Source organism: Polaromonas sp. JS666, assembly GCF_000013865.1.
Taxonomy (GTDB): Bacteria; Pseudomonadota; Gammaproteobacteria; order Burkholderiales; family Burkholderiaceae_C; genus Polaromonas.
The window spans coordinates 2725075-2746988 of the sequence record NC_007948.1 but is presented as its reverse complement, the minus strand read 5'-3'; the positions used below and the strand labels follow the sequence as shown (position 1 = coordinate 2746988).

Here is a 21914-nt window from a genome sequence, read left to right as displayed (position 1 = left end):
ACCTTCTTGATGACTGATTCTGAACAAAGCAAATTGATTATATCGGGCGCTGTTGCGGCCAATAGCCCCTCTGATGAGGCTCAGGATGAAGCTGACAGCAGTGTCGAGCTGGAGTTACGGCGGGTGATGGTTCCCGCGGGGAGTCATGGCGCACGCCTTGACCGGGCCTTGGCCGGCATTGTGCCTGAGTTCTCCCGCAGCTATCTGCAACAGCTGATCGAAGCAGCCGTGGTGCAGCTCAATGGCCGGGCAGTCACCAAGCCGTCGGCCAAGGTCAAGGCCGGCGATGAGCTCATCATAGAGTTGCGGCCCACACCTCAAAGCCAGGCCTTCAAGCCGGAAGCCATGGCGCTGGACATTGTGTTTGAGGATCCCTATCTGCTGGTAATCGACAAACCGGCCGGCCTGGTTGTGCACCCCGCACCCGGTAACTGGAGCGGCACCCTGCTCAATGGCTTGCTGGCGCGTGATCCCCAGGCGTCCTTTTTGCCGCGCGCCGGCATCGTGCATCGTCTCGACAAGGATACCAGCGGGCTGATGGTGGTCGCCCGCCAGCGACAGGCGATGGATCAGCTGGTGAGCATGATCGCCGCCCGGAGCGTGAGCCGGGAATATATTGCGCTGGCCCACGGTGCATGGCAGGGGGCACGGACCCGGGAGGTGAGCGCGGCCATCGGCCGGGATCCCCGCAACCGCCTGCGCATGGCCGCCGTTGACCTGGAAAAAAACGCCGGCAAGCCGGCCTTGACGGTGATATCCCTGCTGCAAAACGGCGAGCGGCATTGTCTGGTCAAGTGCAAGCTGCATACCGGCCGCACCCATCAAATTCGCGTGCACATGGCGCTTCTGGGTCACCCCTTGATATCCGACGGGTTGTACGGCGGGGCAGTTGCTGCGGGGTTGGAGCGCCAGGCGCTGCATGCCTGCCGGCTGGCATTTGAACATCCCGTGACCGGTGCCCCGATGGAATTCAGGTCGCCGCCGCCGCCTGATTTACGGGCGGCTATAGCGGATGTCGGCCTGATATACAATCAAAGTTCGTAGTTTTCAGCTACCCGCAACATGGCGCCCCTGGCAAGGAGGTTGCGCATGGACGCAATGCGCGAACAAGCGCTTTTCCCCGCCTTTTTTCGGAACGACCAATCATGAATACGACGGATGCGAAGCGCGTCCTCGAAACAGCACTCATCTGCGCGCAGCAACCGCTGCCTTTGCGTGAGATGGGGGTGCTGTTTAACGGGGTATTAACCGCCGACAGCCTCAAGCTGGTACTTGAGGATTTGCAGAACGACTGGGCTGGACGGGGGGTGGAGCTCGTTCATGTCGCCACCGGCTGGCGCTTTCAAAGCCGGCCACAGATGCGTGAGTACCTGGACAGGCTTCATCCGGAAAAGCCGCCCCGCTATACCCGGGCTACGCTTGAGACGCTTGCCATCATCGCGTACCGGCAGCCCGTGACGCGTGGTGACATGGAAGACATTCGCGGCGTCACGATCAACAGCATGATCCTCAAGCAATTGGAGGATCGCGGCTGGGTTGAAGTGATTGGCCACCGGGAAACCGTGGGCCGGCCAGCGCTTTATGCGACGACCAGGCAGTTTCTCGATGATTTGGGCGTTGAGTCGCTGGATCAGCTGCCCGCCATGGATAGTACGGCAGGGCAGGTTGCGATGCTCGAACAATTTGAGCTCGGCAGTGCAGAGCCCGCTTTGTTGCCGGAGCCGCAAGATGCGCCCGCGCTCGAGATCGTGGACGACGAGGCGGCCGTGCTGGAACTGGATCCGGACATTCCGGAAGTCCTGGAAGCTTCTGCGGCGAATGCCGGTGAGTTTTCCCAATCTGAGCCCCGTGACCGGACCGACAGCGAACCTTACGCATGAATGTAAAAGCATGAATCAACCAGACCACCCGGCTTCCGACCTCCCGCCCACTCAGCCGGGCGAAGATGAAAATAAACCTGCTGCGACAGAAAAATCCGGGCAGGACGCCCCTGATTTAATAGCTGATAAGCCCCAAGAAAAGGCCGTGGCGTTAGCGCAGCCCGCCGGACAGCCGGTGGCGCAGCCTGCGACCAGCACTATCCGTTTCGAGGACGTGGTGACCGGGCAGTTTGACGCTGATGAAGACGATGTGGCGCTCGAGTTGCCCAAGCGGGTGCTGTCGCCTCAGCCGGAAACCCCCAAGCTGCACAAGGTGCTGGCGCAAGCCGGGTTGGGCTCCCGCCTGGAGATGGAGCAGCTTATTCTCGAGGGACGCATTTCGGTCAATGCCGAGCCGGCTCACATCGGGCAGCGCATCCAGTTCGGCGACACCGTCAAGGTCAACGGTAAGCCCATTCGCGTGCGAATTGATCCGCCGCCGCCTCGCGTGATTGCGTATCACAAGCCCAGCGGAGAGGTTGTGACGCACGACGATCCGCAAAACCGGCCCACGGTGTTCCGGCGCTTGCCCAAATTGTTTCAGGGTAAATGGCAGTCCGTCGGGCGTCTTGACCTGAACACCGAAGGCTTGCTCTTGTTGACGAGTTCGGGCGAGCTGGCCAACAAGCTGATGCATCCGCGCTTTGGCCTAGAGCGCGAGTATGCGGTGCGGGTGTTGGGTGCGCTGAGCAACGAGGAGAAAAAGCGCCTGCTGGAAGGCGTGACCCTGGATGATGGCGTGGCGCAGTTCAGCTCCATCGAGGCCGGTGGCGGCGAGGGTGCCAATTGCTGGTACCGGGTCACCATATCCGAGGGGCGCAATCGTGAGGTTCGCCGCATGTTCGAGGCGGTGGGCCACGCGGTCAGCCGTCTCATTCGGATCCGCTACGGCGCCATGCTGTTGCCGCGCGGACTGAAGCGGGGCGCATTCGTCGAACTGGATGAACGGGATATCTGGGCGCTGACCAATGCGGTCACCCGCTCCGAGTCCCGGGCGGATCCGCGGGGCGCGCCCAAACACCCGGGTCATGTTCGCGGCGACGAAGGTGGCGAATTCCGCCCAGGCCGCGGCCCTCGCCGAAATGAGCGCTCGCGCGGTGACCGCGGGCGCCTGCCGGCCCCCGAGAGCGGGCAAGCCGATGACTTTCAGCCCGCCGATGCCGATGCCGAGCAGGAGCCCAATGAGCTGCAGCCGCCAATGCACCGGACGGACTCTGCGCCCAGGGGCAACAGGCGCCGCGGGGGGAAAGGTCGTGGGCAGGGGGGTAACCCCGGTTCACCCCCTCGCTTTGGACAGGCTGCGGGAAATGGTCCGCAGGGACCAAAGCGGCGCGATGACCGTGGGGACCGGGGTGACAAAAGCGCCGGGGGGGCCCAGCAGCCCGATCCGATGAAGACATCCTTTGGTTATATCGGTGCGGATACCTTCACCCGGCAGCGGCAAGGTCAAGGTCAAGGTCAAGGTCAGGGGCAACGCCGCAGTGGCGGCGGGGGATCTGGCATGGGCGGTGCCGGTGGGGGGCAGCGCCGTGGCGGCGGGGGTGGTGGCGGAAACCGCGGAGGCGGCAATCGTGGTGGTGGCGGTAATCGCGGCGGAAATCGTTGAGCGCGCCAGAAGCACTTTACTTCACAGGGTTGATTCGAACAGATCAGCCCACAGGTTAAAATCAGAGGCTGTATTCAGTTTCTGAATCATTTAAAAATCCAAGGTTAAGGAAAATTCATGGCGATCGAACGCACTCTCTCCATCATCAAGCCCGACGCAGTTGCAAAAAACGTCATTGGCCAGATTTATGCACGTTTTGAGGCCGCCGGCCTGAAAGTCGTGGCGGCCAAAATGGCTCACCTTTCAAAGGGCGAGGCTGAGGCTTTCTACGCGGTGCACAAGGAGCGTCCCTTCTTCAAGGACCTCGTGTCGTTCATGATTTCCGGTCCCGTCATGATCCAGGCGCTGGAAGGCGAGGGCGCCATTCTGAAGAACCGCGACCTGATGGGCGCGACCGATCCGAAGAAGGCTGCAGCCGGCACGATTCGCGCCGATTTTGCTGACAGCATTGATGCCAATGCCGTCCATGGTTCGGATGCCGTCGAAACTGCCCAGGCGGAAATTGCATTCTTCTTCCCGGGCATGAATATTTACTCGCGTTAATCATGCTGCCCCCCATGCGTTGCTACTCCCCGCCAGGGTCGTCGCTTGCCTGGGGCGGTCCAGCCTGTCGCCCTCTGCAATGACAGCCAACCTTCTTGACTACGATCTGGAGGGCTTGGCCGCCTTTTGCGAAGGGCTCGGCGAAAAGCGCTTTCGCGCAACCCAGCTGTTTCGCTGGATTCATCAAAAAGGCGCCTCTGATTTTGGGCAGATGACAGATCTGGCCAGATCGCTGCGTGAAAAACTCGCCGGTTCGGCCCATATCCAGGGGCCGAAAGTGGTGTCCCGTCACGACTCGGCAGACGGCACCATCAAATGGCTGTTCGATGTTGGCGCCGGTGACGTCATTGAAGCCGTTTTCATCCCCGAAACGGATCGGGGAACCCTGTGCATTTCATCCCAGGCCGGCTGCGCCGTGGGGTGCCGGTTCTGCTCGACCGGGCACCAGGGCTTCAGCCGCAACCTCACTACGGGGGAAATTGTCTCCCAGCTGTGGTTTGCAGAGCATTTCCTGCGCCAGCACCTGGGCCGGCAGGAGCGTGTGATTTCGAATGTGGTCATGATGGGCATGGGCGAGCCCTTGCAGAACTACTCGCAACTGGTACCCGCGTTGCGGGTCATGCTGGATGACCATGGTTACGGTTTGTCGCGTCGCCGTGTGACAGTGTCGACGTCGGGCGTCGTGCCCATGATCGACAGGCTGGCCAAGGACTGTCCGGTGGCGCTGGCTGTGTCGTTGCACGCTCCGCAAGACGCGCTGCGCGACAGCCTGGTGCCACTCAATAAAAAATACCCGATCGCTGAATTGCTGCAGGCCTGCACCCGCTATCAGGCGTCTGCGCCGCGTGACTTCATCACGTTTGAGTACTGCATGCTTGACGGGGTGAATGACCAGCCCGAACATGCGCGCCAGCTGGTGGCGCTGATGCAAAATCATTCGGCAGGTGGCCTGTCGTGCAAATTCAACCTGATTCCTTTCAATCCGTTTCCGGCGTCGGGCCTGAAGCGTTCAGCCATGCCGCAGGTTGCCGCCTTCGCCAAAATCCTGATGGATGCGGGCATCGTGACCACGGTGCGTAAGACCCGCGGTGATGACATTGACGCGGCCTGTGGTCAACTCGCTGGCGATGTTCAGGACCGGACCAGCGTAGACCGGCGCATCGCGGCGCAACGGCAAGGTATGCTCGGCGGCATCAAAGTGGTTGTTGCAAAGGGGATGGATGTATGAGGTTTTCCGGCAATGTGATCTGCATGTCAGCCTGCTGGGTGGCTGTGTTACTGGCAGGGTGTGCCGGCCAGCAAGGAATGTCCGGGCCCTCCGGTAACCGGAGCGACATCGTTACCGAGTCGGATGAACCCGACCATCGCAGGCGTGCACGCCTGCGGCTTGAGTTGGCCACCGGTTATTTTGAACAGGGCCAGCCCAATGTTGCGCTGGATGAAATCAAGCAATCGCTTGCCATAGACCCCACTTTTGTAGATGCCTACAACGTGCGCGGGCTGGTGTATATGCGGCTCAATGACATTCCATTGGCCGAAGACAGTTTTCGCCGTGCGCTCGCGCTGAACCCCCGCGATGGCGATGTGGCGCACAACTACGGGTGGCTGCTTTGCCAGCAGGCCCGCTATGAAGATTCTTTCAGATCCTTTGCCCAGGCCGTTGCCAATCCGACCTACGGCGGCAAGGCCAAAACATTGATGGCGCAAGGTGTCTGCCAGGTTCGCGCGGGGCAGCGTGCCGAGGCGGAACAGAGCCTGATGCAGTCCTATGAGCTGGATGCCGGCAATCCAGTGACCGGCTACAACCTCGCGACCCTTCTTTATGAACGTGGTGATCTGACTCGGGCGCAGTTCTATATACGCCGTCTGAACAACAGCGAGCTCGCAAATGCCGAAACGCTCTGGCTGGGCATCAAGACCGAACGGAAACTGAATAATCGCGAGGCAGTGCTGCAGTTGGCCGATCAGCTGAAAAAGCGCTTTGCCCAGTCTCCCCAAGCTGCCGCCTACGAAAAAGGTGCTTTCAATGAGTAACTTCGACCCAGCGCTGGCAGCCAGCTTCGATTCGGAGGCGGGTTCCAGCTTCAGCCACAGCCAGGCCATGCCTGCGCCCCAGTGCACGGCCGGTGACCTGCTTCGGGATGCAAGAGAGGCTGCGGGCCTTCATATTGCGGCGCTGGCTGCCTCGCTGAAAGTTCCCGTCAAGAAGCTTGAAGCGTTGGAGCAGGATCGTTTTGATTTGCTGCCGGACGCGGTATTTGTGCGTGCGCTTGCCTCCAGCGTGTGCCGAACCTTGAAAATAGATCCCACGCAGGTGCTTGAGCGCATGCCTCAATCGCCGGCCCCCAGGCTGGCCCAGCGAAGCGCCAGCATCAACGCGCCGTTTAGTTCGCCTGCTGATGGCCCGCGCGCTTCCCCCTGGAAGCATGCCTCGCGGCCCGCTGTATTGGCTGTGCTTGCCTTGCTATTGGGTGCCCTGGTTTTGATTTTCCTGCCTGGAGTTGCTGAAGAGCCGGTCACAGTCAAGCGGGAGGCTGAGGATGGGCTGGCCGTTGCCGCCACTGAGAAGCCACAGTCTTTGCCTGCGACGATGGTCATGGCGGGTGCAAGCCTTGCCAGTGGTGCCGCACCGGAAGTGTCGGCTGCAATCAATGTTGCCAGTGCTTCCGCTGCAGAAGGCCTGGCTCCCGCTGCCCCGCCGGGAGACGTGGCAGGGGCCCCTGTAACGCCGCAGGTTGCCATGCAGTCAACTCTGCCTGTTGCTCCCGTCGCTACTGCTGTTGCCACGTTGACGTCTCCTGGTGCGGCTTTGGCCGCCAGTGCACCCGTGACCGCGGTACCCGGCGGCATTGTGACGTTTCGCGCAAAGCAGGAGTCCTGGGTTGAAGTGACTGATGCCAAGGGGGCGGTTGTCCTGCGCCGTACGCTGGCTCCGGGTGAGGTCGCCGGCGCGTCCGGCGCCTTGCCGTTGGCGGCTGTGGTTGGCCGGGCCGACGCCACCCAGGTGCAGGTGCGCGGCCGGGCATTCGACCTGACCGCCGTTGCCCGGGATAACGTGGCCCGTTTCGAGGTGAAATAGTGGAGCCTTGCCTTCCCATCGAGTCGGCTTTTCCGAAAGCACGGCGTTCTACCCAGGCGCTGGTTGCCTGGGGCTCCCGCGTGGTTACCGTGGGCGGCGACGCGCCGGTGCGTATCCAGTCCATGACCAACACGGACACCGTGGATGCCATTGGTACAGCCATTCAGGTCAAGGAGCTTGCGCTGGCTGGCTCCGAAATGGTTCGCATCACCGTGAACACGCCTGAGGCGGCGCAGGCCGTGCCTCACGTTCGGGAGCAGCTGGATCGCATGGGCATCGACGTGCCGCTGATTGGTGACTTTCATTACAACGGTCACCGCCTGCTGACGGATTACCCGGCCTGTGCCGAGGCCTTGTCCAAATACCGCATCAACCCGGGTAACGTGGGCAAGGGCGACAAGCGCGACCGGCAATTCGGCCAGATGATTGAAGTCGCCATGCGCTGGAACAAGCCCGTGCGCATCGGGGTGAACTGGGGCAGCCTTGACCAGGAACTGCTGGCCAGCTTGATGGACGACAACAGTGCGCGTGCCACCCCGTGGGATGCCAGGCAGGTCATGTATGAGGCGCTGATCACCTCGGCCATTGATTCCGCCCGCCGTGCCGAGGAAATGGGCATGCGGCGTAACCAGATCATCCTGTCCTGCAAGGTGAGCGGTGTCCAGGATCTCATTTCCGTGTACCGCGAATTGGCCAAACGCAGCGACTACGCCCTTCACCTCGGCCTCACCGAGGCCGGCATGGGCACCAAAGGCACGGTCGCCTCCGCCACCGCGCTGTCGATTTTGCTGCAGGAAGGCATTGGCGACACGATTCGCGTCTCCCTGACCCCCCAGCCCGGCGAGGCCCGCACCCAGGAAGTGGTGATTGCTTCGGAGATCATCCAGGCCCTGGGGCTGCGCAACTTCGTCCCCAGCGTCACCGCCTGTCCCGGCTGTGGCCGCACCACCAGCACCACCTTTCAGGAGCTTGCCAAGCAGATTGACGACTTCCTGCGGGCCCAGATGCCGGTCTGGCGCGCGCAGTACCCGGGCGTTGAAGCGCTCAAGGTCGCGGTGATGGGCTGTATCGTCAATGGCCCCGGTGAAAGCAAGCATGCCGATATCGGCATCAGTCTGCCTGGATCGGGCGAGGCGCCGGCCGCACCGGTATTTATTGATGGCGAGAAGAAGCTGACCCTGCGCGGAGACAACATTGCGCAGGAGTTCCAGGTCATCGTTGAAAACTACATTGAAAAACGCTTTGGCACGCAGTCCGTCGCCGAAGCCGCGTGAATCCCATGCCTGAAAAAATGAATGCCGGCCAGACGGAGAAATTACCCTTGGCCAAAATCGAAAAACTCACCGCCGTCAAGGGCATGAACGACATCTTGCCGCCGGATTCGGCGCGCTGGGAGTGGCTCGAAGACAAAGTCCGCACGCTGATGGGGCGCTATGCCTACCGTAATATCCGCACCCCCATTCTTGAGCACACGCAGCTGTTTGTGCGGGGGATTGGCGAGGTCACGGACATCGTCGAAAAGGAAATGTATTCCTTCGAAGACCGTGCGGACAAGTATGGTGATCATGACCACCTCACCATGCGGCCTGAAAATACCGCCAGCGTGGTTCGTGCGGTCACCGAACACAACCTGCTCTATGAGGGCGGCAAGCGCCTCTACTATATGGGCCCGATGTTCCGTCGGGAGCGCCCGCAACGTGGCCGTTACCGCCAGTTTCATCAGATTGGCGCCGAAGCACTGGGTTTTGCCGGACCGGAAGTGGATGCCGAGCTGATTTTGCTGGCCGCGGCGCTCTGGAAGGAGCTGGGCCTGAGCGATTGGCGCCTGGAAATCAATAGCCTGGGTCAGCCCGATGAGCGTGCCCAGCACCGTGCCCAACTGATCGCCCACCTGGAACAACATGCCGACGTCCTGGACGAGGAAGCACGCCGGCGCCTGCACAGCAATCCGCTGCGCATTCTTGACACCAAGAATCCGGTCATGCAAGCAGTGGTAGACAGCGCCCCCCGGCTGATCGACTTTCTGGGGCCCCAGTCGTTGGCGCATTTTGAGGGACTTAAAGCCATCCTCGATGCCAACGGCATCCCCTGGACCCTGAATCCCCGACTGGTGCGCGGGCTGGATTATTACAACCTCACGGTGTTTGAGTTTGTGACCGACCGGCTGGGCGCCCAAGGCACCATTTGCGCCGGAGGGCGCTATGACTACCTGATTGAGCAGATGGGCGGCAAAGCCGCGCCGGCAGTGGGATGGGCCTTGGGCGTAGAGCGTGTGCTGGAGCTCATCAAGGAGCAGGGCGCTGCCGTCACGCCGCCGGTACCCGATGCCTATGCGGTGATTCCCGAGGCATCTGCCTTGCCCGTCGTTCTGCAAACCCTGCAGGCCTTGCGCGCGGCGGGGGTGAGTGTGCAGATGCACGCCGGTGCCAGCGCCGACGGCATGGGCAGCATGAAGTCCCAGTTCAAGAAGGCCGATGGCAGCGGCGCGCGGTTTGCCCTCATTTTCGGTCCGGCCGAGCTGGCGCAGGGGCACGTTGCCGTCAAACCGCTGCGGGGGGAAAAGGCTGATGTGGCGCAGGTGCAAACCTTGCAGCCACTGGACGACGTGTCCGCCTGGGCTCACGCCTTGCGCGCCTAGCCTTGCATTTCGCCCCCCTACAATCACCCCACCTCAATCCGCGCCGTTATCGGGCAGAACAAGCAGACTTTTATGGCAAAACATCTCGATTTGGAAGAGCAGGAACAACTTGATGAACTCAAGCATTTCTGGAAGCAGTATGGCGACCTGATCACCTGGGGCCTGATCGCCGTGTTTGGCATTTTTGCGGCCTGGAACGGTTATCAGTACTGGCAGCGCAGCCAGGCGGCGCAGGCTTCCGTGATGTACGACGAAATCGAGCGCGCTGTTCAGTCGGGTGATCAGGCCAGGATTGACCGTTCGTTGGCGGACATGAAAGACCGTTTTGGCCGCACCACCTATGCCCAGCAAGCCGGTCTGCTCGCCGCCAGGGCCTATTACGACAAGGGCAACCTGGACGCTTCCCGCGCCGCCTTGACCGGGGTGGCCGAGAAGGCTTCTGACGAGGGTTATCAGGCCATTGCCCGGTTGCGACTAGCCGGTCTTTTGCTGGAAAAGAAAGCCTACGACGAAGCCCTGCAGCAGCTGTCCGCTTCTTTCCCGAAAGATTTTGCGGCTCTGGCAGCCGACCGCCGCGGCGATATCCTGGCCGCCCAGGGCAAGAAAACCGAAGCCCGGGTGGAATATGAAAAAGCCTACAAGGGGCTCGACGAGCGTGCCGAGTACCGGCGCCTGGTGGAGGTCAAACTCAATGCGCTTGGCGTTGATCCCACCGCAGGTTCCACCAAACTGACAACGACCGCAGCCAATACCGAGGTGAAGAAATGATGATGCAGTCTTTTAGGCCCCTGGCCCAGATTTCTCGGCTGCCCTTGGCCATTTGTTTTGTAGCTCTGCTGGCTGGCTGCTTTGGCGGCGCCACCAAGCCCCAGCCGGCCGAACTGCAGCCGGTGACGGCCCTGGTATCCGCTCGCCAGAGCTGGAACACCCGCATTGGGCAGGTCGATTTCCCTCTGGACGTGGCTGTTTCGGGCACCAGCGTTGCCATTGCGAGCGGCGACGGTACGATCGCCCTTTTGGATGCTGCGACAGGCCGGGAGTTCTGGCGCGCGAGTCTCAATACGCCGGTTGCAGCAGGTGTGGGCAGCGACGGCAAGGTTTTGGCCGTGGTCACGAAGGCCAACGAGGTCGTTGCCCTGCAGGATGGGCGGGAAATCTGGCGCCAGAAACTCAATGCGCAAGCCTTCACCGCCCCTTTTGTAGCCGGTGCGCGGGTGTTCGTCCTGGCAGCGGACCGGTCGGTCACTGCTTTTGATGGCCAGACGGGGCGCAAGCTGTGGGCGCAGCAACGACCCACCGAACCCCTGGTGCTGCGCCAGTCTGGCGTGATGCTGGCGGTTGGCGATACGCTGGTGGTGGGCCTCGCTGGCCGCCTTGCGGGCCTGAACCCCGCCAACGGCAGCATTCGATGGGAGGCGCCCATTGCTTCGCCGCGCGGCATCAATGATGTGGAACGCCTGGTTGACCTGGTAGGGCGTGTCAGCCGGGACGGCGACAATGTCTGTGCGCGGGCCTTCCAGGCCAGCATTGGCTGCGTCAATGCCGCGCGCGGCAGCCTGTTGTGGGCCAAGCCGGCCAATGGCATGCAGGGTATTCATGGCGATGACCGCATGCTGTTTGGCACGGAAGCCGACGGGACGGTGATCGCTTGGCGGCGCACCGATGGCGAGCGAAGCTGGACCACAGACCGCCTGCGTTATCGCAGCCTGACGGCACCCCTGATCGTGGGGCGTTCCGTGGCGATTGGCGACTTCAGCGGTTTTATCCATTTGCTGTCGCGGGAAGACGGCTCTCTCCTTAATCGCCTGCCGACCGACGGCTCGGCCATTGCCGCGGCTCCCGTGCTCGCCGGCAACACGCTGATCGCCGTGACCCACAACGGTGGGGTTTACGGTTTCAAGCCTGAGTAAACGAAATACACGAAATACAACCTTTCCAGAAGCTGATCGATGAAACCTGTCATTGCGTTAGTCGGCCGCCCGAATGTGGGCAAGTCGACGATTTTCAACCGGCTGACCAAGACGCGGGATGCGATCGTGGCCGATTTCGCCGGGCTGACGCGTGACCGTCATTACGGCAATGGCAAGTTGGGCTCCCACGAGTACATCGTCATTGACACCGGCGGGTTTGAGCCCGATGCCGCGTCCGGCATATACAAGGAAATGGCCAAGCAGACCCGTCAGGCCGTTGCTGAAGCCGATGTGGTGATTTTCGTGGTCGACGCGCGTGCCGGCATCAGCGCGCAGGACCACGATATCGCCAACTTCCTGCGCAAGCTGGGCAAGCCGACGGTGCTGACCGCCAACAAGGCGGAGGGCATGACGGAAGGCGTCCAGTTCTCCGAATTTTTTGAATTGGGCCTGGGCGAAGTGCTGCCCGTTTCGGCATCCCATGGCCAGGGCATGCGTTCCCTGGTCGATCTTGCCTTGGCGCCGCTCCATCTCGCCGATCCTGATGAAGAAGCCGAGCCGCAAGACCCGTCCGTCATCCGGCTCGCTGTGGCGGGCCGTCCCAATGTGGGGAAATCCACGCTGATCAATACATGGCTGGGGGAAGAGCGCCTGGTGTCCTTCGACCTTCCTGGCACCACCCGGGATGCCATTTCCGTGCCCTTTGAGCGTGCCGGTCAGAAGTTTGAATTGATTGACACCGCCGGTCTGCGCCGCAAAGGCAAGGTTTTTGAAGCCATCGAGAAGTTTTCCGTCGTCAAGACGCTTCAGGCGATTGAAGGTGCGAACGTCGTGCTGTTGCTGCTCGACGCCACGCAGGGCGTGACCGACCAGGATGCACATATTGCCGGGTATATCCTTGAAAGTGGTCGTGCGGTGGTGCTGGCCATCAACAAATGGGATGCGGTGGATGCCTACCAGCGGGAGACGCTGGAGCGGTCGATCGAGACCCGCCTTGCTTTCCTGAAATTTGCATCCATCCACAAGATTTCGGCGATCAAGCGCCAGGGATTGGCTCCCGTCTGGAAATCAATTGTGCAGGCCCACGCTTCGGCCAACCGCAAAATGTCCACCCCCGTGCTCACACGCCTGCTGCTTGAGGCCGTCCAGTTCCAGCAGCCGCAGCGTTCGGGTATGTTCCGCCCCAAGATGCGCTATGCGCACCAGGGCGGCATGAATCCGCCCATCATCATCATTCATGGCAATTCGCTGGAGCATGTCACCGAAGCCTACAAACGCTATCTGGAAGGGCGGTTCCGCAAGGAGTTCGATCTGGTCGGCACGCCTATGCGCATCCAGATGAAAAGCTCGCACAACCCCTTCACGGACAAGGATTCGGCCTAAAACTACAGGCTGGACGTACCGGCTGTGGTAAGGTCAAGTTCTATTAACTTTTGAACACGGAAAATATCGTGAGCAATAACAAAGGTCAGCTGCTGCAGGACCCGTTTCTCAACACCTTGCGTCGGGAGCATGTTCCTGTTTCCATTTATCTCGTCAACGGGATCAAATTGCAGGGCCAGATTGAGTCTTTCGATCAATATGTGGTTCTGCTGCGCAATACCGTGACCCAAATGGTCTACAAGCATGCGATCTCAACCATCGTTCCCGGACGCGCTGTGAGTTTTGCGACCGGCGAATCCGAAGAAAGCCCCGCCAGCTGAGTTCCTATGATGCTCCGGTGAAAACACCAACTCTTGCCCTGCTGGTTGGCGTTGATCTGGGTTTGCCGAACTTTGATGCCGATCTGCAGGAACTGGGTTTGCTCGCGCAAACCGCAGGCCTGCAGCCCGTTGCACGCGTGACGTGCAGGCGAAAAGCCCCCGATGCAGCCCTGTTCATAGGTTCTGGCAAGGCCGACGAGATCAAAATGCTGGCGCTGGATACTGGCGCGTCTGAAATCCTGTTCGACCAGTCGCTCAGTCCGGCCCAGCAACGCAACCTGGAGCGGCATCTGGAGTTGCCGGTCAATGATCGCACCCTGCTGATTCTCGAGATTTTTGCCCAGCGCGCCCACAGCCACGAGGGCAAGCTTCAGGTCGAACTGGCCCGGCTGCAGTACGTCTCAACGCGCCTCGTGCGCCGCTGGTCTCACCTGGAGCGCCAGACCGGCGGGGCGGGTGTGCGCGGCGGCCCCGGCGAAAAGCAGATTGAACTGGACAAGCGCATGATCGGCGACGCCATCAAGCGCACCAAGGAGCGTCTGGGCAAGGTCAAGAAGCAGCGGCAAACGCAGCGAAAGCAGCGTGAGCGGCGCAACTCGTTCACGATCTCGCTGGTCGGCTACACCAATGCCGGTAAATCCACGTTGTTCAATGCGCTGGTCAAGGCACGCGCCTACGCTGCCGACCAGCTTTTTGCCACCCTCGATACCACGACGAGACAACTCTACCTGGGTGACGCCGCACGTTCGGTCTCCCTCTCTGACACGGTAGGCTTCATCCGGGATTTGCCACACGGGCTGATTGACGCGTTTGCCGCTACATTGCAGGAAGCTGCGGACGCGGACCTGCTGCTGCATGTGGTGGATGGTTCGAACCCCGACTATCTGGAGCAAATTGAGCAAGTGCAACGGGTCCTGGCAGAAATTGGCGCGGCTGACGTGCCGCAGATTCTCGTGTTCAACAAGCTGGATGCTGTTGAGAAGGGCAACTCACCTCTGTCCTTGCGCGACATGTTCGAACTCAGGGATGCATTTGAGGGGGCGAGCCGGAGCGTGGACCGCGTATTTGTCAGCGCGCTGACGGGTGAGGGCCTGCCTTTGCTGCGTGAGCTTCTGGCCAGTCATGTGGCAAGCATGGTGACCGGAGAAATTCTCCAAACAGCCGACGACCTTGCCTGATCGGGCAATTTCATTAGGCACAATGTCGGTGTAGTCAAAAATAAGCGAGTTTGATCCCATGAACCTGAATCCCGTGCTGCAGACGTTGACGACCTTGCCAGGTCGGCTGAAACAACGCGCCCAAGGCATGTTCAATCTCAACGATCCACGTTGGGGCCGCGACGATGACAAGCCCTCATCCGATGAGACCAAGCCAGACATGCCTCGTGACGACAAGCAGCCTTCCAGGCCAGTTCGACCACAAGGCCAGGGGCCCAATCAGGGGCCACCTGACCTGGACGAACTCTGGCGCGATTTCAATCGCAAGCTCGGCGGCCTCTTTGGCGGCGCAAAAAGCGCCGGCAAGCGGGGTGGCTTTGGGGGCGGTAACAACGGGGGTGACGGCGGTAATGGCGGTGGTTTTCAGCCCGACATGAAAAGTGCGGGTATCGGCGCGGGCCTGATCGCCGCAGTGGCCGTCCTGATCTGGCTGGGCACCGGGTTTTTCATTGTGCAAGAGGGCCAGCAGGCCGTCATTACTCAGTTCGGCAAATACCACTCGACCGTGGGCGCGGGTTTCAACTGGCGCCTGCCGTACCCTGTGCAGCGCCATGAAATGGTCGTGGTCACCCAGATAAGGTCGGTTGATGTGGGGCGCGACACCATCATCAAGGCAACAGGACTTCGCGATTCGGCCATGCTGACTGAAGACGAGAACATTGTCGAAATCAAATTCGCGGTCCAGTACCGTTTGAGTGACGCGCGTGCCTACCTGTTTGAAAGCAAGGACCCGGCCAGCGCCGTGGTGCAGGCTGCCGAAACGGCCGTGCGTGAAGTGGTGGGAAAAATGAAGATGGATTTGGCGCTTGCAGACGAGCGCGACCAGATCGGCCCCCGCGTGCGGGCCCTGATGCAGATCATTCTGGACCGCTACAAGGTGGGTGTTGAAGTCGTGGGCATCAATCTTCAGCAAAGCGGTGTGCGTCCTCCCGAACAGGTGCAGGCTGCATTCGATGACGTGCTCAGGGCGGGTCAGGAGCGTGAGCGCTCAAAGAACGAAGCCCAAGCCTATGCCAATGATGTGATTCCCCGCGCCGTGGGTTCAGCTTCACGCCTCAAGGAGGAGTCGGAAGCTTACAAGGCGCGAATTGTGGCGCAGGCCCAGGGTGATGCCCAGCGTTTCCGCTCGGTGCTGACCGAATACCAGAAGGCGCCTCAGGTCACCCGCGATCGCATGTACCTGGATGCCATGCAGCAGGTCTACACCAATGTCACCAAGGTGCTGGTGGAGTCCCGCCAGGGCTCCAACCTGCTGTATCTTCCGCTCGACAAGATCATGCAGATGACCGCGCAGGGTGGTGCAGCGGCAGGCGCCGAGATCCCGCTACTGCCGGGCAGTGGAACGGCACCGCCCGCCGCGGCCCCTTCGCCGTCGGGTGGTAGCCTGCCCCTGGATGCCCGTTCACGCGATGCTTCCCGCACCCGCGACCGTGAAACACGCTAAGGAAGAAAAACGTGAATAGAGTTGGATTTTTCGTATCTTCATTGCTGGTGGTGCTGGCGCTGCTGAGTTCCACCCTGTTTGTCGTCGACCAGCGTCAGTTTGGCGTGGTCTATGCGCTGGGTCAGATCAAGGAGGTCGTTACCGACCCCGGGCTTCATGCCAAGCTGCCACCGCCATTCCAGAATGTGTCATACATCGACAAGCGTCTGCTGGTGCTCGACAGCGTCGATGCCGAGCCGATGCTGACCGCCGAGAAGCAGCGCGTGGTGATTGACTGGTATGTTCGCTGGCGCATCACGCAGCCTACCGAATACATCCGCAATGTCGGCCTGGATGAAAAGGCCGGCGCCAACCAGTTGAGCCGCGTGGTGCGCAATGCGTTTCAGGAAGAGATCAACAAACGCACGGTCAAGGATTTGCTGTCGCTCAAACGCGAGGCCCTGATGGCCGACGTCAAGCGCGAGGTGCTGCAGGTGGTGCAGGGCGCCAAGCCCTGGGGTGTGGACGTGGTCGATGTTCGCATCACCCGCGTGGACTACGTGGAGGCTATCACCGATTCGGTTTACAAGCGCATGGTGGCCGAACGTCAGCGCGTGGCCAATGAGTTGCGCTCAACCGGTGCGGCTGAAGGTGAAAAAATCCGGGCCGATGCCGACAGGCAGCGTGAAGTTGCGGTTGCCAATGCTTACCGCGACGCACAGAAGGTCAAAGGCGAGGGCGATGCGGAAGCGGCCCGAACCTATGCGGAATCCTTCGGCCGTGATCCGCAGTTTGCCCAGTTCTACCGAAGTCTGGATGCGTACAAGGCCAGCTTCGGCAAGAAAAACGACGTGATGGTGCTCGACCCATCCTCCGAATTCTTCAAGGCCATGCGTGGATCGGGTAGTGGCGCAGCGGCGCCCGCCAAAAAATAAGTCAGCGTGGACGGTGATACCTTCTGGCAGGCGCTGGCCCTGATGCTGGTGATCGAAGGGCTGTTGCCGCTGATCTCGCCGTCCGGCTGGCGCGGCATGTTTGAACAGATACTCCGGCTGGGCAACGGGCAGATCCGTTTTTTCGGGCTTTGCAGTATCGGCGCCGGGTTGATCTTGCTGGCGGTGATGGCCTGACAGCGTGCAGCCAGCCAGTACTGACTGAGGTGCTTATTTGCACCCGGCAACCCCCTCTTGCCGCCCTTGGCCCAAAAGCGGCCTCCAAGCCCGGTAAAATCTGGTTTTTAACAGCCCACGAAAATTACAATGTCCGCCTGGTTGTCATCATGGCAATTGCCCGATCAAATTGCCGATGTCCTGCCCTCCGAGGCGCGCCACATCGAAGAGCTGCGCCGGCTGTTTCTCGACACCGCTCGCAGCTATGGCTATGAGTTGGTCATGCCGCCGCTGCTGGAGCATCTCGAGTCGCTGCTCACCGGCACCGGCGAGGCACTGGATCTGCAGACTTTCAAGCTCGTTGACCAGCTCTCGGGCCGTACGCTGGGTTTGCGGGCTGACACCACGCCGCAGGTCGCCCGCATTGATGCGCACCTGCTCAATCGCAGTGGCGTAGCCCGTCTGTGTTATTGCGGCCCGGTGCTGCATACCCGTGCCGACCGCCCTCATGCCACCCGGGAGCCTTTGCAGTTCGGGGCTGAAATATATGGCCATGCCGGGCTGGAAGCCGACCTGGAGGCGCAGTCGCTGGCGCTGGAGGGCCTCAAGGCGGCGGGTGTGACCGCGTTGAGTGTTGACATGGCCGATGCCCGCATTGTCAACAGCTTGCTGGCTGGCGCCGCCGTGAATGCCAAAACCCTGGCGCTTATCCATGCTGCGCTCGCGGCCAAGGATGCCAGCGAACTCGACAGCCTGACGGCCAGCTTGAAGGGCAGCCTTTCCGCTGCGGCATGTGACGGTCTGAAAGCATTGTTGCAGCTTTACGGCGATGAAAAAGTCCTGCTGGAGGCTGAAAAAGTCCTCTCATCCTGGCCCGATGCACAGAACGCGCTGCAAAATTTGAAGTGGCTGGCCGCGCACGTGGGTGATGTCAAGGTCAGCTTTGACTTGGCCGATTTGCGAGGCTACGCCTATTACAGCGGTACCCGTTTTGCCATCTATGGGCAGGGCGCCGAGTTGGCGCGTGGCGGCCGTTATGACGAGGTCGGTGCGGTGTTTGGTCGCAACCGTCCGGCCGTCGGCTTCAGTCTGGATCTCAAGGAACTGGTCAGCGTGCTGCCGCCCCGGCCGCTCAGGGCCGCCATTCGTGCGCCATGGGGGGAAGATGCCGGCCTGCGCGCTGCCATCGCCCGCCTTCGGGCCGGCGGCGAGACGGTGGCCTGTGTGCTTCCGGGCCATGAACATGAGGTCAATGAATTTGACTGCGACCGCGAACTGGCCCATGCGGCCGGCCAATGGGTGGTCCAGCCCTTGAAAAAGGCGGCCTGAAGCCGGGCCTCAGGCCGGCCTTCAATGCTGTTTTTCCCAACGAATCCTTAACGAGAAATTGAAGATGACATATAAACCAACCGTAGCCGCGGGCCGCAATGTTGTGGTCGTGGGCACCCAGTGGGGCGACGAAGGCAAGGGCAAGCTGGTCGACTGGCTTACCGAAATGTCCCAGGGTGTGGTGCGCTTTCAGGGTGGCCACAATGCCGGCCATACACTGGTCATCAACGGCATCAAGACTGCCTTGCACCTGATTCCCAGCGGCATCATGCGTCCTGGTGTGAAATGCTACATCGGCAACGGCGTGGTGCTCTCGGCGGCCAAGCTGTTTGAAGAAATTGAAGGGCTGGAAAAAGCCGGCGTGGAAGTGCGCTCACGTTTGCGCATCAGCGAAGCCTGCCCGCTGATCCTGCCTTTTCATGCAGCGCTCGACATTGCCCGCGAGGCTTACCGCGAAAAGGGCGGTACCGCCAGGATAGGCACCACCGGCCGCGGTATTGGCCCGGCCTACGAAGACAAAATCGCGCGCCGCGCGCTGCGCGTGCAGGACCTCAAATACCCCGAGCGTTTTGCCGCCAAGCTGCGCGAGTTGCTGGATTTGCACAACTTTGTGCTGACCGGTTATTTGCACGCGCCGGCGATTGATTTTGACACCGTGTATGCCGAAGCCATGCGGCACGCCGAACTCCTCAAGCCAATGATGGCGGATGTCTCGCGCGAACTCAACGATGCGAACCGCGAAGGTGCCAATCTGCTGTTCGAGGGCGCGCAGGGCACCCTGCTCGATGTGGACCACGGTACCTATCCCTACGTGACATCCAGCAACTGCGTGGCGGGCAATGCCGCTGCCGGCGCGGGTGTGGGCCCGGGCATGCTGCACTACATCCTGGGCATCACCAAGGCTTATTGCACGCGCGTGGGCGGTGGGCCTTTCCCGACCGAGCTGGATTGGGAAACGCCGGACACCGTGGGCTACCACCTCAGCACCGTGGGCGCCGAAAAAGGGGTGACCACTGGTCGTAGCCGACGCTGCGGGTGGTTTGACGCTGCGCTGCTCAAGCGCTCCGCCCAGGTCAATGGCCTGTCGGGTCTGTGTATCACCAAGCTTGACGTGCTCGACGGCATTGCCGAGCTCAAGCTGTGCACCGGTTATGAACTCGATGGCCACATTACCGACATCCTGCCCATGGGCGCCGAAGACATCGAGCGTTGCAAGCCCATTTATGAAACCCTGCCGGGCTGGAGCCAGAGCACGGTGGGCGTCACGCAATACGACCAGCTGCCGGCTGCGGCGCAGAAATATCTCCACCGGATCGAAGAGGTGACCGGTGTGCCGATTGACATGATTTCCACCAGCCCGGATCGCGACCATACCATCCTGCTGCGCAATCCCTACGCCGCCTGACCCCGGTAATTTTTGAATCAAAAAAACAGGCGCCCGGACCATGCATTGCGGCGCCTGGCTATTAAATCAGGAGCAATCCCATGTTGACCGAAGACGGCAAACATCTGTATGTCAGCTATGACGAATATCACAACCTGATTGAAAAACTGGCAATCAAGATTCATCAATCGGAGTGGCAGTTCGACACCATCCTGTGCCTGGCGCGCGGTGGCATGCGGCCGGGTGACATTCTTTCGCGAATTTTCGACAAGCCACTGGCCATCATGTCGACCAGTTCCTACCGCGCCGACGCCGGCACCGTGCAGGGCCAGCTCGACATCGCGCGCTATATCACCACGCCAAAGGGCGAAATTGCCGGCAAGGTATTGCTGGTGGATGATCTTGCCGATTCGGGGTACACCCTGAATGCGGTGATCCAGCAGCTGCGCACCAACTACAAACCGATCACCGAGCTGCGCAGCGCGGTGATCTGGACCAAGGGCGTTTCCACCTTCCAGCCCGACTATTCAGTGGAATCGCTGCCGACCAATCCCTGGATTCACCAGCCGTTTGAAGGCTACGACTCGCTCACACCGGCGCAACTGATGGCCAAGTGGAAAATCTGATGGGCTCCACCAACGCTTTTCACTTCGTGTAAAACGCTGCCCCCGAGGGGGCTAATTTTCCTTGGGACGGCCCGGCGGAAAATTGCGGCCATTTATCGATGTGCAAGCGGCGCTGTTCCCCAAGCTCACGGCCCGGGTACGGCCACCGCCTGTCGGGGCATGCCGTTAACATCGGCGCATGAGCGATCCATCCACCCAACTAATCCATCACCCTTACACCTCGCCGGCGGGCTTTGAGGCCGTTGCACCGGGGGTGCACAAGGCCTCCACGGTGATCTTTCCCAGCGTTGCGGCGCTGCGCAACCGCGACTGGAAACACAAGACGGGCTATACCTACGGCTTGCACGGTACCCCCACCACCTTCACGCTGGAAGAGCGCATTGCCACCCTGGAGGGCGGCAAGTTCTGCACCCTGGTGCCCAGCGGCCTGGCTGCCGTGGTGCTGGTGGACATGGCCCTGCTGAAGTCCGGTGATGAAGTGCTGATTCCCGACAATGCCTATGGGCCCAGCAAGGCATTTGCGCAGGCTGAGCTTGCAGCCTGGGATATCAGTTTTCAGTTTTATGACGCCATGAATCCGGCCGATCTGGCCGCCAAACTGAACCGCAAAACGCGGCTGGTCTGGCTGGAAGCGCCGGGCTCCATCACGCTGGAGTTCCCTGACCTTCCGGCGCTGGTGGCCGTCGTCAAGGCGAACAACCAGTCTGACAAGATGGCCCACCCATTGGGCACGGTTACCGCGCTGGACAACACCTGGGGCGCAGGCCTGGCGTTCAACGCTTTCTGGCTCGGTGCGGACATCTCCGTGCAGGCCCTCACCAAATACCCCAGCGGTGGCGCGGACGTGCTGATGGGTTCAGTGGTCACCAACGATGAAGTCCTGCACCATCTGGTTCATTTGTGCCACATGCGCGTCGGCTATGGCGTGAGCGGCAACGATGCCGAACTGGTGTTGCGCGGCTTGAACAGCATGGCCTTGCGCTACGCCGCACAAGATGCCGCCACGCAACAGCTGGCGGTCTGGTTGCAGGCCCAGCCGCAAATCGCCGCCGTGCTGCATCCCGCATTGCCCGGATCGCCCGGACATGACACATGGAAGCGCGATTGCACAGGTGCGGCCTGCCTGCTCAGCGCCGTGTTCAAGCCCGAGTTCACACAGGAGCGGATCGACCGTTTTTGCGACAGCCTCCAGTTGTTCAAGCTGGGCTACAGCTGGGCCGGGCCCATGAGCCTGTGCGTGCCTTATGACGTGCCAGCCATGCGTCGCACGCCGTGGTCGCATCGGGGTGGTTTGGTACGTTTTTCAATCGGCCTGGAGTCTGTGGCAGACCTGCGGGCAGACCTGGCTCAGGCGCTCCTGATCGCTTGATTCGGGCCTGCTGAAGACTTGATGAAGCCCTGACGGCGATGCAGTACAGTAAGGGTTAA

The 21914-nt window shown here is 61.0% G+C and carries 21 protein-coding genes; all 21 read left to right on the top strand.

Features of this window, described 5'->3' with window-relative positions:
* Positions 1-9: 9 nt before the first annotated feature.
* The 21 genes from BPRO_RS12985 to BPRO_RS12885 all read left to right on the top strand — a co-directional run bounded on the left by BPRO_RS12985 (position 10) and on the right by BPRO_RS12885 (position 21855).
* On the top strand, positions 10-1044 hold the full coding sequence (locus BPRO_RS12985; RefSeq protein ID WP_011483529.1) for an RluA family pseudouridine synthase: 1035 nt from the start codon (positions 10-12) through the stop codon (positions 1042-1044).
* Positions 1045-1145: 101 nt separating this feature from the next.
* Positions 1146-1880, top strand: coding sequence for an SMC-Scp complex subunit ScpB (scpB, locus tag BPRO_RS12980; protein WP_011483528.1), 735 nt, complete (start codon positions 1146-1148; stop codon positions 1878-1880).
* 10 nt (positions 1881-1890) lie between these two features.
* On the top strand, positions 1891-3525 hold the full coding sequence (locus BPRO_RS12975) for a pseudouridine synthase (protein WP_011483527.1): 1635 nt from the start codon (positions 1891-1893) through the stop codon (positions 3523-3525).
* A 117-nt stretch (positions 3526-3642) separates the two neighbouring features.
* Entirely contained in the window at positions 3643-4068 is a 426-nt protein-coding gene (gene ndk / locus BPRO_RS12970; protein WP_011483526.1) for a nucleoside-diphosphate kinase, read from the top strand.
* A gap of 79 nt (positions 4069-4147) precedes the next feature.
* Complete coding sequence (gene rlmN / locus BPRO_RS12965) at positions 4148-5296, top strand: 23S rRNA (adenine(2503)-C(2))-methyltransferase RlmN (RefSeq protein WP_011483525.1); 1149 nt, start codon at positions 4148-4150, stop codon at positions 5294-5296.
* Positions 5293-6102 (top strand): type IV pilus biogenesis/stability protein PilW, encoded by an 810-nt coding sequence (gene pilW / locus BPRO_RS12960; protein ID WP_011483524.1) that lies wholly within the window; start codon positions 5293-5295, stop codon positions 6100-6102. Before rlmN ends, pilW begins: the two co-directional genes overlap by 4 nt.
* Positions 6095-7147, top strand: a complete 1053-nt coding sequence (locus BPRO_RS12955; protein ID WP_011483523.1) for a helix-turn-helix domain-containing protein — start codon at positions 6095-6097, stop codon at positions 7145-7147. The genes pilW and BPRO_RS12955 overlap by 8 nt, the downstream gene beginning before the upstream one ends.
* On the top strand, positions 7147-8421 hold the full coding sequence (ispG, locus tag BPRO_RS12950; protein WP_011483522.1) for a flavodoxin-dependent (E)-4-hydroxy-3-methylbut-2-enyl-diphosphate synthase: 1275 nt from the start codon (positions 7147-7149) through the stop codon (positions 8419-8421). Before BPRO_RS12955 ends, ispG begins: the two co-directional genes overlap by 1 nt.
* A 56-nt stretch (positions 8422-8477) precedes the next feature.
* The gene (gene hisS / locus BPRO_RS12945) at positions 8478-9785 is read left to right on the top strand and encodes a histidine--tRNA ligase (protein ID WP_041389759.1); all 1308 of its coding nucleotides are present in this window, start codon (positions 8478-8480) and stop codon (positions 9783-9785) included.
* 72 nt (positions 9786-9857) lie between these two features.
* Entirely contained in the window at positions 9858-10553 is a 696-nt protein-coding gene (locus BPRO_RS12940) for a YfgM family protein (RefSeq protein ID WP_011483520.1), read from the top strand.
* Positions 10550-11695: an outer membrane protein assembly factor BamB gene (bamB, locus tag BPRO_RS12935; protein WP_011483519.1), complete on the top strand. Its 1146-nt coding sequence runs from the start codon at positions 10550-10552 to the stop codon at positions 11693-11695. The genes BPRO_RS12940 and bamB overlap by 4 nt, the downstream gene beginning before the upstream one ends.
* Before the next feature lie 39 nt (positions 11696-11734).
* On the top strand, positions 11735-13078 hold the full coding sequence (gene der / locus BPRO_RS12930) for a ribosome biogenesis GTPase Der (protein ID WP_011483518.1): 1344 nt from the start codon (positions 11735-11737) through the stop codon (positions 13076-13078).
* Between the two features lie 50 nt (positions 13079-13128).
* Entirely contained in the window at positions 13129-13398 is a 270-nt protein-coding gene (gene hfq / locus BPRO_RS12925; protein ID WP_011483517.1) for an RNA chaperone Hfq, read from the top strand.
* 17 nt (positions 13399-13415) lie between these two features.
* On the top strand, positions 13416-14576 hold the full coding sequence (gene hflX, locus BPRO_RS12920; protein ID WP_011483516.1) for a GTPase HflX: 1161 nt from the start codon (positions 13416-13418) through the stop codon (positions 14574-14576).
* Positions 14577-14634: 58 nt separating this feature from the next.
* Positions 14635-16059 (top strand): FtsH protease activity modulator HflK, encoded by a 1425-nt coding sequence (gene hflK / locus BPRO_RS12915; protein ID WP_011483515.1) that lies wholly within the window; start codon positions 14635-14637, stop codon positions 16057-16059.
* 11 nt (positions 16060-16070) lie between these two features.
* Positions 16071-16973, top strand: coding sequence for a protease modulator HflC (gene hflC / locus BPRO_RS12910; RefSeq protein ID WP_011483514.1), 903 nt, complete (start codon positions 16071-16073; stop codon positions 16971-16973).
* A 6-nt stretch (positions 16974-16979) separates the two neighbouring features.
* Positions 16980-17168 carry a DUF2065 domain-containing protein gene (locus BPRO_RS12905; protein ID WP_011483513.1) on the top strand — a complete coding sequence of 63 codons (189 nt, stop codon included), beginning with the start codon at positions 16980-16982 and terminating at the stop codon, positions 17166-17168.
* A 141-nt stretch (positions 17169-17309) separates the two neighbouring features.
* Positions 17310-18476: an ATP phosphoribosyltransferase regulatory subunit gene (locus tag BPRO_RS12900; RefSeq protein WP_041389757.1), complete on the top strand. Its 1167-nt coding sequence runs from the start codon at positions 17310-17312 to the stop codon at positions 18474-18476.
* Between the two features lie 64 nt (positions 18477-18540).
* Positions 18541-19881, top strand: a complete 1341-nt coding sequence (locus tag BPRO_RS12895; protein ID WP_011483511.1) for an adenylosuccinate synthase — start codon at positions 18541-18543, stop codon at positions 19879-19881.
* 80 nt (positions 19882-19961) lie between these two features.
* Positions 19962-20486: a phosphoribosyltransferase gene (locus BPRO_RS12890; protein WP_011483510.1), complete on the top strand. Its 525-nt coding sequence runs from the start codon at positions 19962-19964 to the stop codon at positions 20484-20486.
* A gap of 178 nt (positions 20487-20664) precedes the next feature.
* A complete protein-coding gene (locus BPRO_RS12885) occupies positions 20665-21855 on the top strand; it encodes a PLP-dependent transferase (RefSeq protein ID WP_011483509.1) in 1191 nt (396 codons plus the stop codon).
* The last annotated feature ends 59 nt before the right edge of the window (positions 21856-21914 follow it).

Excerpts from the sequence above, each read along its gene's own strand:
- BPRO_RS12985 (WP_011483529.1), top strand. The coding sequence starts at position 10 with ATGACTGATTCTGAACAAAGCAAATTGATTATATCGGGCGCTGTTGCG.
- scpB (WP_011483528.1), top strand. The coding sequence starts at position 1,146 with ATGAATACGACGGATGCGAAGCGCGTCCTCGAAACAGCACTCATCTGC.
- BPRO_RS12975 (WP_011483527.1), top strand. The coding sequence starts at position 1,891 with ATGAATCAACCAGACCACCCGGCTTCCGACCTCCCGCCCACTCAGCCG.
- ndk (WP_011483526.1), top strand. The coding sequence starts at position 3,643 with ATGGCGATCGAACGCACTCTCTCCATCATCAAGCCCGACGCAGTTGCA.
- rlmN (WP_011483525.1), top strand. The coding sequence starts at position 4,148 with ATGACAGCCAACCTTCTTGACTACGATCTGGAGGGCTTGGCCGCCTTT.
- pilW (WP_011483524.1), top strand. The coding sequence starts at position 5,293 with ATGAGGTTTTCCGGCAATGTGATCTGCATGTCAGCCTGCTGGGTGGCT.
- BPRO_RS12955 (WP_011483523.1), top strand. The coding sequence starts at position 6,095 with ATGAGTAACTTCGACCCAGCGCTGGCAGCCAGCTTCGATTCGGAGGCG.
- BPRO_RS12940 (WP_011483520.1), top strand. The coding sequence starts at position 9,858 with ATGGCAAAACATCTCGATTTGGAAGAGCAGGAACAACTTGATGAACTC.
- bamB (WP_011483519.1), top strand. The coding sequence starts at position 10,550 with ATGATGATGCAGTCTTTTAGGCCCCTGGCCCAGATTTCTCGGCTGCCC.
- der (WP_011483518.1), top strand. The coding sequence starts at position 11,735 with ATGAAACCTGTCATTGCGTTAGTCGGCCGCCCGAATGTGGGCAAGTCG.
- hflK (WP_011483515.1), top strand. The coding sequence starts at position 14,635 with ATGAACCTGAATCCCGTGCTGCAGACGTTGACGACCTTGCCAGGTCGG.
- BPRO_RS12895 (WP_011483511.1), top strand. The coding sequence starts at position 18,541 with ATGACATATAAACCAACCGTAGCCGCGGGCCGCAATGTTGTGGTCGTG.
- BPRO_RS12890 (WP_011483510.1), top strand. The coding sequence starts at position 19,962 with ATGTTGACCGAAGACGGCAAACATCTGTATGTCAGCTATGACGAATAT.
- BPRO_RS12885 (WP_011483509.1), top strand. The coding sequence starts at position 20,665 with ATGAGCGATCCATCCACCCAACTAATCCATCACCCTTACACCTCGCCG.